Here is a 15653-nt window from a genome sequence, read left to right as displayed (position 1 = left end):
ACGTAAATTCAGGAGTCAGTCACGAAATGGGCCGGCATTTTAACAGGCTCAGCGAATTGTGCTGCTTTGTCCGACTTGTGACGTACAACGCCTTGCGTATTTGCCTGTTTTGATACTTTCACGCAGGAGGTGCAACAAATTTGCGGCAAATGTTCGTGATTCCAGATACAAAGACCGCGTTTTGATAATTGATGTCATTGCCATTGGTTATTGGCACGGCATAATGCCGGTCGCCTACATTTTTGCAGAGTCTAGGGAGCTAGCTTGTCTACGCCTGTCGAACCCTTGCGTTTGCTGCTACTGGCCGAAGAGCCAGCGTGGGCAGCGTTGTTGCGCGAGTGTCTGGCTCCGATGGGGAGCTTGGTCGTGCTCATCAGTGCGCCGAGCTGGGAGTCAGTCAGCAGCCTGTTCGATGACAACCGCAGCGCGGTGTTATTGACGATCCCGAAACTTCAGCCGGCGCCAGGTCGTTGCAGTCTGCCGACGGTGTTGCTGCTTGATTACGAACCCCTGACCCCACCCGATGGCGTAAGTGACTGGCTGGTTCGCGATCTGCTCGATTCCGGCATGTTGCGCCGCTGCCTGCGCCATGTGCGTGAGCGAGGCGTGCTGGAAAACACCTTGCAACGCCTGGCCGAGCAAGACCCGCTGACCGGCATCGCCAACCGCCAGGGTTTCCAGACTCTGCTGACCGCACGACTGGCGGAAAACGACGGGCGCGGTCTGGCCCTTGGTCACCTCGACCTCGACAACTTTCGCCACGCCAACGATGCCCTGGGTCATCAGGCGGGCGATCGCTTGATCCTGCAAGTGGTGGCGCGACTGAAAAGCCAGCTGGAGGCCGGCGATCAACTGGCTCGACTGGGCAGTGACGAGTTCGCGTTGCTGATTGACACCCGTCGCGCACCGCAGCGTGCCGAATGGATGGCCGAGCGCATCAGCGAGGCGCTGGCCGAACCTTACTGGGTCGACGGTGAAAGCCTGTTGATCGGCTCTAGCCTGGGCATCGCTCACGCCCGGGCACAGGCCGGTGCCGACCCGCTGATGTGGCACGCACACATCGCCATGCAGCAGGCCAAAAGCACCCAGGGCTGCACTTTTCACATTTTCAACCAACGCATCAACCGCAATGCCCGAAGCGTCGCCGATCTCGAAACCGAGCTGCGTCGAGCATTGCGTCGCGACGAACTGGAACTGCATTACCAGCCACGAATGAACCTTGAGGACGGGCAGATTGTCGGCCTCGAAGCCCTGGTGCGCTGGCGCCATGCCGACCGCGGCTTGCTGCCGCCGAGCGAATTCGTGCCGCTGGCTGAGCAAAGCGGCCTGATCGTGCCGTTGGGATACTGGGTGATTTCCCGCGCCTTGCGCGACATGCAGGCGTTGCTTGAGCTTGGGTTGCCTCCTTTGCACATGGCAATCAACCTGTCGTTTCGCCAGTTTCAGGATAGCCAGCTGCTGTCGACCCTGAGCCGATTGATTGCCGAGCGTGGCATCGAGGCGCAATGGCTGGAATTCGAACTGACCGAAACCGCCGTCATGCGCCGCAGCGATCTGGTCAAGCAGACCATGGACGCCCTCGGGCGCCTCGGTGTGCGATTCTCACTTGACGACTTCGGCACCGGGTTCTCTTCGTTCGTGCACCTCAACAGTCTGCCGATCACATTATTGAAGATCGACAAAAGCTTCGTCGGCGGCATGGAGCTGCGCGAAGAGAATCGCAAACTGGTCCACGCGATGATCAACCTGGCGCACAACCTCAACCTCGAGGTCGTGGCAGAAGGTGTGGAAACGCCAGAGCAGCTGGATTTGTTGCGCGGGTTTGATTGCGATCAGGTGCAAGGGTATTTGATCAGCAAGCCGTTGCCGCTGGCGGAGTTGGTGGAGTACCTGACGTTCGACGCCAGCCAGCAGCCGATGATGGAAATCGTTAGTTAAGGCGCCACAAGTCACCTGTAGGAGCCGGCTTGCCGGCGATGATGGCCTGACAGCCAGCGATGATGTGACGGTCAGATCGCTATCGCTGGCAAGCCAGCTCCTACAGGGATCTCAGTCTGGCTGAGCGACTGTGAAACCGTTCCGTTGCGCTGGCTCGCGCTCGATCATCCGCTTCATCTTCCACTCAAATCCAAGCGTCAGGCTCACCGCCGCACACGCCAGGCCCAGCGCCAACCCCCACCACACGCCCGTCGGCCCCCACTGCAAGTGGAACGCCATCCACCACGCGGCCGGTGCGCCAATCAGCCAGTAGCAACCCAGGCCGACCAGAAAGGTAGTCTTCGCATCCTTTAGGCCACGAATACAGCCCATCGCGATGGTTTGCACACCGTCAAACAGCTCGAACCACGCCGCCACCGCCAAAAGGCTTACGGCGAGGTTTATGACTGCTCGGAAGGCCGGGTCGCTGTGATCGAGGAACAGGCCGACCAACTGGTTTGGCAACAGCCAGAACACCATCGCGAAACACAGCATCGCCGCCGCGCCGAAAACGATACCGACTCGCCCGGCCAGCCGTGCATCCAGTAATTGCCCGGCGCCGAAGTGCTGCCCGATACGCATGGTGATCGCGTAGGAAATCCCCGCAGGCACCATGAACGCCACCGACACGATTTGCAGGGCGATCTGGTGCGCACCCAGTTGCGTGCTGCCCATGGTCCCCATGCACAGCGCGGCAAAGGCGAACAGCCCGACTTCCACTGCGTAGGTGCCGCCAATCGGCAGGCCCAGGCGCCACAATTCCTTCAGATACTGCCGGTTCAACCGCGACAGCCCCTGACGCAGCGGATAGGCGTCATACGCCGAATGCCGACGAATGTGCCACGCCAGCGCCAGCGCCATGAGATTGGCGACAATCGCCGTTACGAGCCCGATCCCCATCAGCCCCAGCTTCGGCAGGCCGAACATGCCGGTGATTAGCGCATAGTTGAGCAAAAAGTTGGCAATCGTCCCGCCCACACTGATGACCATCACCGGCGTTGCACGGCCAATGGCGCTGGTGAATCCGCGCAGGGCCATGAAACTCAGGTAACCGGGCAGGGCGAACGGCAGGAAGATCAAAAACTGACCGGCCGCGTTGACGTTGCTTTCGGTCTGGCCGAACAGCAGCAGAACCGGTTTGAGGTTCCACAGCAGCAAACCGGCAACGAGCGCCATCAGCCACGCCAGCCATAACCCGGCCTGGGTCAGCCGGGTTGCTCCGACGATATCGCCGGCACCCTGACGGATCGCCACCAGGGTGCCGACCGCGGCAATCACGCCGATGCAGAAAATCGACACGAACGAGTAGGTCGCCGCTCCGAGCCCGCCACCGGCCAGCGCCTCGGGACTCAGGCGCGCCATCATCAAGGTGTCGGTGAGGACCATCAACATGTGCGCCAACTGCGAGGCAATCAACGGCCCCGCCAGCCGCAGGATGGCCCAGAGTTCAATACGCGCTGGATGCTGCATGGTCATCACGCTCGAATATCAGAGAGAACAGGAAAGCGTCGATTCTCTGCGCTTTGCGGGGTTTGCACAAAGGGATAAAAAGGATGGATGGCATGATTCAAACTCATGCTGGAGAGTTTCTGCTAGGGTTGCCCAACCCCACTGTAGGAGCATTCCTGATGTCACGTCGTCTTCCTCCCTTGTATGCCCTGCGCGCATTCGAAGCGGCGGCGCGACACAGTTCGTTTACCCGTGCGGCCGAAGAACTGTCGATCACCCAAAGTGCGGTCAGCCGGCATATTCGTACGCTGGAAGATCATTTTGCCTGCCGCTTGTTTCACCGCAGTGGCCGCAACCTGCAACTGACCGAGTCGGCCCGTTTGCTGTTGCCGGGCATACGCGAGGGTTTCACTGCCCTTGAGCGTGCCTGCAATACCTTGCGCGCCGAGGACGACATCCTGCGCATGAAAGCCCCGTCGACCCTGACCATGCGCTGGTTGCTGGCGCGTCTCAGCCGCTTTCGCCATCTGCAGCCCGGTAACGAAGTGCAATTGACCAGCGCCTGGATGGACATCGATTCCGTTGACTTCAACGACGAGCCGTTCGACTGTGCGGTGTTGCTCGGCAACGGACATTTTCCGCCGGACTGGGAGGCGAGTTACCTGTTCCCCGAAGAATTGATTCCTGTGGGCGCCCCCAACCTGCTGAACGATCAGCCTTGGGATGTCACGCGTCTGGCCAACACTGAACTGTTGCACCCGACCCCGGACCGGCGTGACTGGCGCAACTGGCTGGAACGCATGGGTCTGGCTGAGCAGGTTTCGCTCAAGGGTGGGCAGGTGTTCGATACGCTGGAGTTGGGCATGATCGCTGCGGCTCGGGGTTATGGAGTGTCCATGGGCGATTTGCTGATGGTGGCGGAGGATGTCGCGCAGGGCCGTTTGAGTCTGCCGTGGCCGACCGCGGTTGCCAGTGGCGAATGTTACTACCTGGTGTGGCCGAAAACCCGACCGGGCGGCGAGCGCATGCGCCGGCTCAGCGATTTTCTGCAAAATGAAGTCCGGGCCATGGAATTGCCGGATGTCGAGCGCTTGAGCTGAAATGGTCTGCCCGGGTTCAGCACTTACTGGGTCGCCGGCCGATACTGCAGCGCTTCAGCCAGATGCTCTCGACGGATCACATCAACCTGCTCCAGGTCCGCCAGCGTCCGCGCCACCTTCAGTAATCGGTGCGCCGAGCGCAGTGACAGGGTCAACCGTTCACATGCCGACTCCAGCCAGTTTTCATCGGCTGTGGATAACGCGCAATGCCGACGTAGCCCCGGCAAATCCAGAAACGCATTGGCACAGCCCTGACGTTTCTGCTGGCGCTCACGAGCCTCGGCGACAAGCGCCGCAGCACAGGCGCTGTTCTCACCTGGCTTCACAGTCGGGTTCAACGCTGTGACTTCCCGGGCGACCGTCAGGTGCAGGTCGATGCGGTCGAGCAACGGCCCGGAGAGTTTGTTGCGATAGCGCTGCACCATGTCGGGCGTGCAGGAGCAGCGGCCCGTGGGCTCGCCAAGATATCCACAGGGACACGGATTCATCGCCGCCACCAACTGGAATCGCGCCGGAAACCGTACGCGATCTTTCGCCCGGGAAATCACGATTTGTCCGGACTCCAGCGGCTCCCTCAGAACCTCCAATACTTTGCGATCAAACTCCGGCAGCTCATCCAGGAACAACACACCGTGATGCGCGAGCGTGATTTCGCCGGGTTGCGGTTTCGAGCCGCCGCCGACCAGCGCCGGACCGGAAGCCGAATGGTGGGGTTGGCGAAACGGCCGCTGCGGCCAATGGCTCAGCGGCATGCAACTGGTGACCGATTGAATCGCCGCGACTTCCAGCGCTTCACACTCGGCCAGCGGAGGCAGCAAGCCGGGCAAGCGACTCGCCAGCAGTGTCTTGCCTGTTCCAGGTGGTCCGCTGAACAACAGGTTGTGAGCGCCCGCTGCCGCAATCAGCAATGCACGTTTGGCTGCCAACTGACCTTGCACTTCACTCAGGTCGGGGTAGGGTTTACTGGCATGTATCAACCCATCTGAAACATAGGGTTCAACGGGCGTATGCCCATTGAAATGAGCGACAGCCTCCAGCAGATGATCCACCGCAATCACCTTCAATCCCGATGCCAGACACGCCTCTTCGGCATTCGCCCGCGGCACCATCAGCGACCGCCCGGCCTTGCGGGCCGCCAATGCCGCCGGCAACACCCCGCGAACCGCCCGCACTGCGCCGGATAACGCCAATTCTCCAAGACATTCCACATCATCGAGTGTCAATGTCGGCACCTGCACACTGGCGGAAAGAATCCCCAAGGCAATCGCCAGATCGAATCGTCCACCGTCTTTGGGTAAGTCTGCCGGAGCGAGATTGAGCGTGATTCGCCGCGCCGGAAATTGCAGTCCCGAGTTGATGATTGCGCTGCGTACCCGGTCCTTGCTTTCTTTCACCGCCGCTTCAGGCAGGCCGACCATGGTCAGTGACGGCAGGCCATTGGCCAGATGGACCTCTACAGTAACGGCAGGCGCTTCCACACCCACCTGGGCGCGGCTGTGGACGATGGAGAGGGACATTGGTCGTTCCTTGAAATGACGGGGAGCCGCTTCCTGCGGGTTTTTCAAGGGTAGACATGAGGTGAGGATTTGGCGACGCGTCAAAGAGGGCGAATTTTCGCAGGATGTTTCTTCGAACGTGATCCATTGCCGGAGCGAGGATGCTCGCGATGATCGTTAACGAAAGCGTGCGTCGACAGGTTCAACGCGGCGTTCTTGAGTCGATCGTCGGAACTCCGCCCCGAGCAAGCCAGGTTGGCGGTCGTTGAGGCGGATGCGTAGTGGCCGGCGAAGGTCGCGGATGTTACTCGGTCGGTGGATTGAGCTTCGCTTCAAGCTCAGCGACCTTTGCTTCAAGGCTTTCCAGCCGAGCCCGCGTGCGCGCCAACACAACCATCTGACTATCAAACTCTTCCCGACTCACCAGATCCAGTTTGCTGAAGCCACTCTGTAGCAACATTTTGAACTGACTTTCGATTTCAGCTTTAGGCAGCGGAGTGTCGCCGCTGAAAAGGCGGGAGGCGGTGCCGGTGAGGGCGTCGAGGAAGTCTTTGGGCGCGAGCATGGGCGATGTCCTGGTAACGATGGCGGGCAGTGTATCACGCAGTGTCTATAGTGAATTTCGCGGGTAAGGGATGCACGGTTTTCGCGCATGCGGACGGACGGTCGCGCACTGTTGTTGTGCGTATCGCGCCGGGTGTTGCGGTGAAATTGCAGTCATCTGCGGGCAAGGGCTTGAAAACAATCGTTTTTGTAGAGATGGCAAGGTTTCTGCTTAGACGCTAGTGACCCATGCACTGATGCAGTCGCTGTGACGAATGCAGTGCGCCAAGCGAGACGGGGGAGTGTTTCGTAAGGGGCGTCGTACGGGCAGGTCAGGGCCGACGATGCGTTACAAAGCCAGGCACTGCGCTTAGACTTGAGACGGGTTTGTTTTCCTGGGGCAAGTCCACCTATTCGGGAGAGAGTTTTCATGAAGCTAGTCACTGCCATCATCAAGCCGTTCAAGTTGGACGACGTGCGCGAATCGTTGTCCGAGATCGGCGTGCAGGGCATTACCGTTACTGAAGTCAAAGGCTTCGGCCGGCAGAAGGGTCACACCGAGCTGTATCGCGGCGCGGAGTACGTGGTCGATTTCCTGCCTAAGGTGAAGATTGATGTCGCCATCGACGACAAGGATCTGGATCGGGTTATCGAGGCGATAACCAAGGCGGCCAACACCGGCAAGATCGGTGACGGCAAGATCTTCGTGGTCAATCTGGAACAGGCAATTCGCATCCGCACCGGCGAAACCGATACCGACGCGATCTAAGCCGCCACAAACCCAACGCCCCAGGAGAAAACAATATGACTCTGCGTAAATTCGCAGGGCTAGGAGCCCTGTTGTCCATCGTAATGCCCAGCCTTGCTCTGGCGGCAGACGAAGTGGCGGCCCCAGTCCTCAACTCCGGCGATACCGCCTGGATGTTGACCTCGACAGCTCTCGTGCTGTTCATGACCATTCCCGGCCTCGCGCTGTTCTATGGCGGCATGGTTCGGTCGAAAAACATTCTTTCCGTGATGATGCAGTGCTTCGCCATTACCGGTCTGATCAGCGTTTTGTGGGTCATTTATGGCTACAGTATCGCGTTCGACACCACCGGCATGGAGCAGGGCGTCGTCAACTTCAACTCGTTCTTCGGCGGCATGGGCAAGGCGTTCCTCGCTGGTGTCACACCAGCCAGCCTGACCGGCCCGGCGGCGCTGTTCCCTGAAGCTGTGTTCATTACCTTCCAGATGACCTTCGCGATCATCACTCCGGCGCTGATCGTCGGTGCGTTCGCCGAGCGGATGAAATTCTCCGCAATGCTGGTCTTCATGGGCGTCTGGTTCACCCTGGTGTATGCGCCGATCGCGCACATGGTCTGGTCCGGTAACGGCGGCCTGATGTGGGACTGGGGCGTGCTGGACTTTGCTGGCGGCACCGTGGTGCACATCAACGCCGGTATCGCCGGTCTGGTGGCCTGCCTGGTACTGGGCAAGCGCAAAGGTTTCCCAAGCACCCCGATGGCGCCGCACAACCTTGGTTACACCCTGATGGGGGCGGCCATGCTGTGGATCGGCTGGTTCGGCTTCAACGCCGGTTCCGCTGCGGCAGCCAACGGCACCGCTGGCATGGCGATGCTGGTGACCCAAATCGCAACCGCCGCCGCTGCGCTGGGCTGGATGCTCGCCGAGTGGCTCACCCATGGTAAACCTAGCGCGCTGGGTATTGCTTCGGGTGTGGTTGCCGGTCTGGTTGCCGTCACGCCGGCTGCCGGCACTGTCGGCCCGATGGGCGCACTGGTGATCGGCCTGGCTGCGGGCGTGGTGTGCTTCTTCTGCGCCACTACCCTTAAACGCAAACTCGGCTACGACGATTCCCTGGACGCCTTCGGCGTGCATGGTATCGGCGGTATCCTCGGTGCGATCCTGACCGGTGTGTTTGCTGCACCATCGATGGGTGGCTTCGGCACTGTGACCGACATCGCCGCGCAAGTATGGATTCAGTGCAAAGGCGTAGGCTTCACAGTGATCTACACCGCGATCGCAACTTTCGTCATCCTCAAGGTCCTGGATGCGGTCATGGGCCTGCGCATCACCGAAGAAGAAGAGGCAGTCGGCATCGATCTGGCGCTTCACAACGAACGCGGCTACAACGTGTAGGCACGCGAAAAAAATTGCCCGGCTTGCCGGGCATTTTTTTGTCTGGAATTTGTCATTGAAGGCAGAGCTGAAAGGATTTTTCCTTCCGGTTTGATGTTGTTTGCGTCGGGTGTTTTTGTGCAGCCAAAGGCTTACAGGATTGAAGGAATATTAGGGTCTTTGTTTTTTCCCAGAGCGCGCTAGAATGCGCCCCGAACGTGCGGAGAACTGTATGTGGCAACAGACTCTGATTACCTTGCGGGCGAGGCCCCGGGGCTTTCATCTGGTAACGGACGAGTTACTCGCCGGCTTGCCTGAACTCAAGGTTTGTCGGGTCGGTCTGTTGCACTTGTGGCTACAGCATACCTCGGCTTCGTTGACCATCAACGAGAACGCCGATCCGGCGGTACGTCGAGACTTCGAACGATTTTTCAATCGTCTGATCCCACAAGGAGCGGACGGCTATGAGCACAACGACGAAGGCCTGGACGACCTCCCGGCGCACTTCAAGGCCAGCGTGCTTGGTTGTCAGCTGAGTTTGCCGATTTCGGCAGGTCGATTGGCGTTAGGGACCTGGCAAGGCGTTTATCTGGGCGAGCACCGCGACCATGGCGGTGCCCGTAAAGTCCTCGCCACCGTATACGGTGACGGGGCGTAACCGCTGGTCACCAGCGGCTGTTGATTTTTTTCCGGCAACCTTCGACAGAAGGCAAAGCTGGGCTATAACTAATCTGCTTTTCGCAAGTCATGAGGTAGAACATGAGCGACGATGATCTGGAAAACGACGACCTCGAAGTAGGCGACGAAGACGAAACCGAAGAAGGTCTGGAAGCAGCGGCGGAAGACGTTGCTGACGACGATGGCGGTGACGATACACCGGCCCCGGCTGCCAAAGGCAAAGCCAAGGCGGCGGTATCGGTCGATGAGTTGCCGAGTGTCGAAGCCAAGAACAAGGAGCGCGATGCTCTCGCGCGGGCCATGGAGGAGTTTTTGGCCAAGGGCGGCAAGGTGCAGGAAGTGGAGGCCAATGTGGTCGCCGATCCGCCCAAGAAGCCTGACAACAAGTACGGCAGCCGGCCTATCTGAGCCTGCTTCCCGCTTGCTGAAAAAGCCCGCCGTCGCTGCGGGCTTTTTCGTGCCTGAAACAAAACCCTCAGGCCTGATGCAAATTCTGTAGGAGCCGGCTTGCTGGCGATGGTGACAAGTCAGTCAATATCGATGTTGAATGATGAAACGCAATCGCCAGCAAGCCGGCTCCTACAGATTCGATGTTGCACCGGTATTCCACCGCGCCAACAATGCCGGCAACTCTGTCAGGCTGCGGATTTCTGCATCCGGCAAGTGCTCTGCTTCCCACACCTTGCCCACCGGGTTGAACCAGATCGCCCGCAATCCAGCCTGTTGCGCACCGGCAATGTCATCGCCCGGATGATCGCCGATGTGCACCGCTGTGTCGGCCGTCGCACCGCCGCGTTGCAAAGCCTCGTGGAACAGTCGCGCATCGGGCTTGGCGATGCCTATGTCTTCGGCACACAACGCAAACTTGAAGTAATCCGCCAGGCCCAGCCTACGCACATCGGCGTTGCCATTGGTGACCACGCCGAGGGCGTAATGGTTGGCCAGCACTTCGAGGGTCGGTTGTACCTCGGGGAAGATGTCCAGTTGATGCCGGGCGTGCAGGAACACTTCGAAACTCTTGTCAGCCAGATCCGACGCTTCGCCATGCTCGTAGCCAGCCTCTTCCAGCGCGTGGAACAGGACCCGACGACGCAACGCACTGATGCGATGCTTGAGGCTCGGTTCGTTAGCCAGCACCCGTTCGCGGATCGACCACAGATGCTCTACCGGCACAGCCCCCAGATTGGGTGCGTGCTCGGTCAGCCATTCCCGCAAAACGGCTTCGGCGCTGATGATCACCGGGGCGGTGTCCCACAGGGTGTCGTCGAGGTCGAAGGTGATCAATTGAATGCTCATGAATCGTCGCCCTTAATGCGTTTGGCCCGTGGGTGGGCGCTGTCGTAGACCGTGGCCAGGTGCTGGAAGTCCAGGTGGGTGTAGATCTGCGTGGTCTTGATGTCCGAGTGTCCGAGCAGTTCCTGCACCGCGCGCAGGTCCTGGGAGGATTCCAGTAAATGGCTGGCGAAGGAGTGTCGCAACATGTGCGGATGCAGGTTCTGACCCAGTTCGCGCTCGCCGGCAGCCTTGACCCGCACCTGAATAGTTCTCGGGCCGAGGCGCCGGCCTTGCTGGCTGATGAACACCGCATCGTCTGCCGGATTGGCCATTGCCCGCAGTGGTAACCATTGTTCCAGCGCTTCGCGGGCTTTTTTGCCGACGGGCAGCAACCGGGTCTTGCTGCCCTTGCCGAGCACCTGGACCATGCCGTCGGCCAGATCGAGCTGATCGAGATTCAGCCCCGTCAGTTCTGACAGTCGCAAGCCTGAGGAGTAGAACAGCTCCAGGATCGCCTGATCCCGGCGCGCCAGAAAGTCATCCTCCACCCCACCTTCCAGCAGTTGCAGTGCGCGGTCGGTGTCCAGGGTTTTCGGCAAGCGCCGTTCGCCTTTCGGCGGCGAGAGGCCATTGGCCGGGTCGTGGTCGCACAGGCCTTCGCGGTTCAGATAGTGATAGAGCCCGCGAACGGCCGACAGCAAACGCGCCAGGCTGCGAGACGATTGACCCTGAGCATGCAGACGGGCGATCAGGCTGCGCAGGCGCTGGATGTCGAGCGCTGTCCAGCTGTCAATGTTCTGTTTGGTGCACCATCCCAGCACTTTGTCGAGGTCGCGGCGGTAGGCCGACAGCGTGTGCGGCGACACCTGCCGCTCACTGCGCAGGTGTTCGCAGTAAGCGTCCAGTTGCCGTTCCATGCTCAGCGTACCGAGCGCAGGGAGCTGTTGACCCGTGGCAGTACGCGGCCCATGACTTCGGCGATGTAACTCAGGAACAAGGTGCCGACCGAGCTTTTGTAATGCTGTGGGTCACGGCTGGCGATGGCCAGGATGCCGTGGATGCCTTGATGGCTGATGGCGACAACGGCGGTGGAGCCGATCTGCTTGCGTTGTTCTTCACCGAACAGGAAGTCCAGTTCATGCTCGCGCAGGCTGCCGCTGACGCTTTTGTCTTCGGTAAGCAAGCCGCCGATGGCTACCTGTGCTTCGGCGTGGGTGGCCCAGCGGCCCACCGGCATGGCGTTTTCGCCAAGCAGGATGAGGCTGACGAAGGGCACCTGGAAATCCTGGCGCAGGCTGTCTTCGACCGACATCACCACGTCTTCCAGGCTGGCGGCGTCCATCAACGCGAGGATCAGGCGACGGGTCTTGTCGAACAACCGGTCGTTGTCCCGGGCGACGTCCATCAACTGCGAGAGGCGATGACGCATCTCGATGTTGCGGTCGCGCAGTATGGTCATCTGGCGCTCGACCAGCGATACGGTGTCACCGCGTCGATGGGGGATGCGCATTGCCGGAAGCAGTTCTTCGTGCTCGACGAAAAAGTCCGGATGAGCCTCCAGGTACGCGGCAACGGCCGCCGCCTCCAGAGTCTCGGACGCTGATTCGTCGGCTTGTTGTGTGGGTGCCTGAGGCTTATCGGTCATGGATTTCGCTCGCTCAAAGACGCACTTGTCCTTCATATACGCGCACTGCCGGGCCGGTCATCATCACCGGTTGGCCAGGGCCCGCCCATTCGATGGACAGACGCCCGCCAGGCAGGTCGATCAACAGCGGCGAATCCATCCACCCCTGGCTGATCGCAGCCACTGCAGCGGCGCAGGCCCCGGTTCCGCAGGCCTGGGTTTCCCCGGCTCCGCGTTCCCAGACACGCAACTGCGCACGGTTGCGGTCGATGACCTGGAGAAATCCGACATTGACCCTCGCCGGGAAGCGCGGGTGATGTTCGATTTTCGGCCCCAGTTCATGCACCGGTGCATTGTTGATATCGCTGACACGCACCACGGCATGGGGGTTGCCCATGGACACGGCGGCCAGATCGACTGATGTACCCGCGACGTCGACCTGATAACTCAAGGCTTGCTCAGGTGCCTGGAACGGAATATCCGCTGGCACCAGGCGTGGGGCGCCCATGTTGACGCTGATCTGGCCGTCGTTTCGCACGTCCAGTTCGATGACGCCGCTTTTGGTCTCGACGCGGATCTGCCTTTTTGCAGTCAGGCGCTTGTCGAGCACGAAGCGGGCGAAACAGCGCGCACCATTGCCGCACTGTTCCACTTCGGAGCCATCGGAGTTGAAAATCCGATAACGGAAATCCACGTCCGGGTTGCTCGGCGCCTCGACGATCAGCAACTGGTCGAAACCGATGCCGGTATGCCGATCGCCCCATTGCTTGGCGTGCTTGGGCAGAATATGCGCGTGCTGGCTGACCAGGTCGAGGACCATGAAGTCATTGCCCAGGCCGTGCATTTTGGTAAAACGCAGCAGCATGGCTTACTCCGGCAGCAGGCTTTCGCCAGCAAACAACTCGGCTACCGTTTCACGGCGACGCACTTCAAATGCCTGATCACCGTCCACCAACACTTCGGCGGCGCGGCCGCGGGTGTTGTAGTTGGAACTCATGACAAACCCATAGGCACCGGCCGAATGAACGGCCAGCAGGTCGCCTTCTTCCAGCGCAAGCTCACGATCCTTGGCCAGGAAATCGCCGGTCTCGCAGATTGGGCCGACGATGTCGTAAGCGCGGGCAGCCGAAGTGCGCGGGCGTACGGCAGTCACGTCCATCCAGGCTTGATACAGCGCCGGGCGGATCAGGTCGTTCATGGCAGCGTCGACGATGGCGAAGTCTTTGTGCTCGGTGTGCTTGAGGTACTCGACCTGGGTCAGCAGCACGCCGGCATTGGCGACGATGAAGCGGCCCGGCTCGAACACCAGTGCCAGGTCGCGACCGTCGAGACGTTCGCGCACGGCTTTGATGTAGTCGGCAGCCAGTGGCGGCTCTTCGTCTTTGTATCGCACGCCCAGGCCGCCACCGAGATCGATGTGACGCAGGTAAATGCCACAGTCGCCAAGGCGATCGACCAGGCCCAGCAGGCGGTCCAGAGCATCGATGAACGGCGGCAGGGTGGTCAGTTGCGAACCGATGTGGCAATCGACACCGACCACTTCCAGGTTCGGCAATTGCGCGGCACGCACGTACACGTCTTCGGCGTCGGCGATGGCGATGCCGAACTTGTTCTCTTTGAGACCGGTGGAAATGTACGGGTGGGTGCCGGCATCGACGTCCGGGTTCACGCGCAGCGAAATCGGCGCACGAACACCCAGTTCGGCAGCGACCACTTGCAGACGTTCCAGCTCGTCGGTGGATTCGACGTTGAAGCAGTGCACGCCGACTTCCAGGGCGCGACGCATGTCGTCACGGGTCTTGCCGACACCGGAGAACACGATCTTGTCGGCGCTGCCGCCAGCGGCCAGTACACGTTCCAGCTCGCCACGGGAGACGATGTCAAAACCGGCGCCCAGGCGCGCGAGGACATTCAGTACGCCCAGGTTGGAGTTGGCCTTGACCGCAAAGCACACCAGGTGCGGCATGCCGGCCAGCGCATCGGCGTAAGCCAGGTATTGGGCTTCGATGTGCGCGCGCGAGTAAACGTAGGTCGGTGTACCAAAGCGCTCGGCGATGGCAGACAGGGCAACACCTTCCGCGAACAATTCACCGTCACGGTAGTTAAAAGCGTCCATGATGTTCCCTTATTGGTAGACGTCGTGCTTGTGTGCCTTGGAAGCAGGCTGCTGTTGCGACGATTTGGCCTGCTCGACAGGGTCCATGTTCTCGTCGGGCAGGTACAGCGGGCCTTTTTGACCACAAGCCGACACGAGACAGGCAACCGCGACGAGCGCAGCAAGGGAAGAGATCAGGCGCTTCATGGCGAAATCCTTGAAAATGCATTAATTGCGCCGGAGTATACCGGCCACCCGACAGCTTGCCTATGCAACGGCCCGCCCGTCCGGCGGGGCTTGGCTGCAAGCACATCGAGCCCTGTGGGAGCGGGCTTGCCCGCGATGAGGCCATATCAGGCGCATTAATGTTGAATGTAAGGCCCCGATCGCGAGCAAGCTCGCTCCCACAGTTAGGTAGCTGGTCATTATCCTTTGCAATCAGCGGGGCTCGGTCGTATCTTGCGGCGCTTGAGCCTGATCAGACACTTTTTGAGGTTGCCGTAATGAGTTTGTCCGAAGCGCGTTTCCATGACCTTGTCGATGCCACCCAGCAAATCCTGGAGGACATCTTTGACGACAGCGACCTGGATATCGACCTCGAAAGCTCGGCCGGTGTGCTGACCGTCAAGTTCGAGAATGGCAGCCAGCTGATTTTCAGTCGCCAGGAGCCGCTGCGTCAGCTGTGGCTGGCGGCGGTGTCCGGTGGTTTCCACTTCGACTACGACGAAGAAAGCGAGCGCTGGATGTGCGACAAGAGCGAAGAGCAGCTGGGTGAAATGCTTGAGCGTATCGTCCAGCAGCAGGCCGGTGTCGAACTCGACTTCGAAGGCCTGTGAGATCGTGACCCAGCCAGCGCCCGTCCGTCCGCCCAAGCCGCTCTACAGCAATGTCAGCCCGGCAGTCCCTTCGCCGTGCAGCGGTGTGTGTCGGCTGGATGAGCAGAAAGTCTGCCTGGGCTGCTTTCGCCACGTTGAAGACATTCGCGAATGGCGCTCGGCGGATGACGAACGGCGCAGAGTGATCTGTGCGCAGGCTACTCAACGCAAATCCTGCGTCTGACCTAAAATCCTGTGGGAGCTAGCCTGCTAGCGAATGCGTTCAATCAGTCGACCTCTGATTGATTGATAAACCGCTTCGCTAGCAGGCTAGCTCCCACAAGGTTCCTCGGTTTCAGCACCATGGTCGCCCCTGGCTTGTATATTTTTTGAGCTGTGATAGTGTCCGGATACGCCTCAACCCATCGAGGCTCGTGAAAACCCCGCCTTCTTCTGGCGGGGTTTTGCTTTTTTCGTGCA

At 60.2% G+C, this 15653-nt stretch carries 17 protein-coding genes; 8 read left to right on the top strand and 9 right to left on the bottom strand.

Annotated features, from left to right (window positions below):
• Nucleotides 1–264: 264 nt before the first annotated feature.
• Nucleotides 265–1938, top strand: a complete 1674-nt coding sequence (locus QMK58_RS28825) for a putative bifunctional diguanylate cyclase/phosphodiesterase (RefSeq protein WP_053163797.1) — start codon at nucleotides 265–267, stop codon at nucleotides 1936–1938.
• A 111-nt stretch (nucleotides 1939–2049) separates the two neighbouring features.
• Here the strand turns inward: QMK58_RS28825 and QMK58_RS28820 are convergent, their stop codons facing one another.
• The gene (locus QMK58_RS28820; RefSeq protein ID WP_053163838.1) at nucleotides 2050–3447 is read right to left on the bottom strand and encodes a NorM family multidrug efflux MATE transporter; all 1398 of its coding nucleotides are present in this window, start codon (nucleotides 3445–3447) and stop codon (nucleotides 2050–2052) included.
• Nucleotides 3448–3605: 158 nt separating this feature from the next.
• On the opposite strand from QMK58_RS28820, the gene QMK58_RS28815 reads away from it, so the two are divergent.
• A complete protein-coding gene (locus tag QMK58_RS28815) occupies nucleotides 3606–4526 on the top strand; it encodes a LysR substrate-binding domain-containing protein (protein WP_053163795.1) in 921 nt (306 codons plus the stop codon).
• A 23-nt stretch (nucleotides 4527–4549) separates the two neighbouring features.
• Here the strand turns inward: QMK58_RS28815 and QMK58_RS28810 are convergent, their stop codons facing one another.
• On the bottom strand, nucleotides 4550–6043 hold the full coding sequence (locus QMK58_RS28810) for a YifB family Mg chelatase-like AAA ATPase (protein ID WP_053163793.1): 1494 nt from the start codon (nucleotides 6041–6043) through the stop codon (nucleotides 4550–4552).
• A gap of 283 nt (nucleotides 6044–6326) precedes the next feature.
• Complete coding sequence (locus tag QMK58_RS28805) at nucleotides 6327–6587, bottom strand: accessory factor UbiK family protein (protein ID WP_046038993.1); 261 nt, start codon at nucleotides 6585–6587, stop codon at nucleotides 6327–6329.
• 408 nt (nucleotides 6588–6995) lie between these two features.
• Here QMK58_RS28805 and glnK point away from each other — a divergent pair, with 408 nt between their 5' ends.
• The 4 genes from glnK to sutA all read left to right on the top strand — a co-directional run bounded on the left by glnK (nucleotide 6996) and on the right by sutA (nucleotide 9772).
• Nucleotides 6996–7334 carry a P-II family nitrogen regulator gene (gene glnK / locus QMK58_RS28800; protein WP_002555808.1) on the top strand — a complete coding sequence of 113 codons (339 nt, stop codon included), beginning with the start codon at nucleotides 6996–6998 and terminating at the stop codon, nucleotides 7332–7334.
• Nucleotides 7335–7369: 35 nt separating this feature from the next.
• Complete coding sequence (locus tag QMK58_RS28795; protein ID WP_053163791.1) at nucleotides 7370–8707, top strand: ammonium transporter; 1338 nt, start codon at nucleotides 7370–7372, stop codon at nucleotides 8705–8707.
• 211 nt (nucleotides 8708–8918) lie between these two features.
• Entirely contained in the window at nucleotides 8919–9344 is a 426-nt protein-coding gene (locus QMK58_RS28790; protein ID WP_053163788.1) for a secondary thiamine-phosphate synthase enzyme YjbQ, read from the top strand.
• Between the two features lie 101 nt (nucleotides 9345–9445).
• Nucleotides 9446–9772: a transcriptional regulator SutA gene (gene sutA, locus QMK58_RS28785; protein ID WP_053163787.1), complete on the top strand. Its 327-nt coding sequence runs from the start codon at nucleotides 9446–9448 to the stop codon at nucleotides 9770–9772.
• A 171-nt stretch (nucleotides 9773–9943) separates the two neighbouring features.
• On the opposite strand, the gene QMK58_RS28780 is transcribed toward sutA, so the two are convergent.
• Genes QMK58_RS28780 through lptM form a run of 6 tightly spaced genes read right to left on the bottom strand, consistent with a single transcriptional unit; the run spans nucleotide 9944 to nucleotide 14565 of the window.
• Nucleotides 9944–10660, bottom strand: coding sequence for an HAD-IA family hydrolase (locus QMK58_RS28780; RefSeq protein WP_320395724.1), 717 nt, complete (start codon nucleotides 10658–10660; stop codon nucleotides 9944–9946).
• Nucleotides 10657–11556 carry a tyrosine recombinase XerC gene (xerC, locus tag QMK58_RS28775; protein ID WP_053163783.1) on the bottom strand — a complete coding sequence of 300 codons (900 nt, stop codon included), beginning with the start codon at nucleotides 11554–11556 and terminating at the stop codon, nucleotides 10657–10659. The genes QMK58_RS28780 and xerC overlap by 4 nt, the downstream gene beginning before the upstream one ends.
• A gap of 2 nt (nucleotides 11557–11558) precedes the next feature.
• Entirely contained in the window at nucleotides 11559–12284 is a 726-nt protein-coding gene (locus tag QMK58_RS28770) for a DUF484 family protein (RefSeq protein WP_053163781.1), read from the bottom strand.
• 13 nt (nucleotides 12285–12297) lie between these two features.
• Nucleotides 12298–13128 carry a diaminopimelate epimerase gene (gene dapF / locus QMK58_RS28765; protein ID WP_053163779.1) on the bottom strand — a complete coding sequence of 277 codons (831 nt, stop codon included), beginning with the start codon at nucleotides 13126–13128 and terminating at the stop codon, nucleotides 12298–12300.
• Between the two features lie 3 nt (nucleotides 13129–13131).
• Complete coding sequence (gene lysA / locus QMK58_RS28760) at nucleotides 13132–14379, bottom strand: diaminopimelate decarboxylase (RefSeq protein WP_053163776.1); 1248 nt, start codon at nucleotides 14377–14379, stop codon at nucleotides 13132–13134.
• 9 nt (nucleotides 14380–14388) lie between these two features.
• A complete protein-coding gene (lptM, locus tag QMK58_RS28755) occupies nucleotides 14389–14565 on the bottom strand; it encodes an LPS translocon maturation chaperone LptM (protein WP_082344570.1) in 177 nt (58 codons plus the stop codon).
• A 296-nt stretch (nucleotides 14566–14861) separates the two neighbouring features.
• Here lptM and cyaY point away from each other — a divergent pair, with 296 nt between their 5' ends.
• Both cyaY and QMK58_RS28745 read left to right on the top strand, forming a co-directional pair.
• Nucleotides 14862–15194 (top strand): iron donor protein CyaY, encoded by a 333-nt coding sequence (gene cyaY, locus QMK58_RS28750; protein WP_053163774.1) that lies wholly within the window; start codon nucleotides 14862–14864, stop codon nucleotides 15192–15194.
• A gap of 4 nt (nucleotides 15195–15198) precedes the next feature.
• Nucleotides 15199–15417: a DUF1289 domain-containing protein gene (locus tag QMK58_RS28745; RefSeq protein ID WP_082344568.1), complete on the top strand. Its 219-nt coding sequence runs from the start codon at nucleotides 15199–15201 to the stop codon at nucleotides 15415–15417.
• The last annotated feature ends 236 nt before the right edge of the window (nucleotides 15418–15653 follow it).

This window comes from Pseudomonas sp. P8_241 (assembly GCF_034008315.1).
Classification (GTDB): domain Bacteria; phylum Pseudomonadota; class Gammaproteobacteria; order Pseudomonadales; family Pseudomonadaceae; genus Aquipseudomonas.
Note: the sequence above shows the minus strand (reverse complement) of the source record. Positions and strands in the feature narration are given on the sequence as shown.